Source organism: Salinimicrobium oceani, assembly GCF_012037645.1.
In genome coordinates this window covers 1-321 of sequence record NZ_JAAVJR010001362.1, presented here as the reverse complement: position 1 = coordinate 321, position 321 = coordinate 1, and the positions used below count along the sequence as shown (strand labels likewise).

Genomic DNA, 321 nt, shown 5'->3' with positions numbered 1-321 from the left:
ATTAATTACCCTTAATAAATAAATACCTGATGAAAAAATTGAAGATGAAGAATCTACTATTGATAGCTTGCCTCTGGCTGACTTTTACCGCAGTAGCAGTGGCCCAAAAAGTCGCTTCCCCGAACGGAGAGGTGCAAATGCAGTTCGAGTTACTGGAAGATGGTACTCCCGTCTATAGTCTTTCCTATAAAGGACAACAGGTGATCCAGACGAGTAAACTGGGACTAAAATTAAAAGAAGATGAACATTCCCTTTTAAACCATTTTGAAGTCATAGAACGGGAAGAGTCTGACTTTGAGGAAACCTGGAAACCTGTTTGGG

1 protein-coding gene is annotated in these 321 nt (G+C 40.5%); it reads left to right on the top strand.

Features of this window, described 5'->3' with window-relative positions:
- Positions 1–29: 29 nt before the first annotated feature.
- Positions 30–321: glycoside hydrolase family 97 N-terminal domain-containing protein (locus HC175_RS22210; protein ID WP_209310202.1), on the top strand; the 292-nt coding region annotated here is incomplete at its 3' end.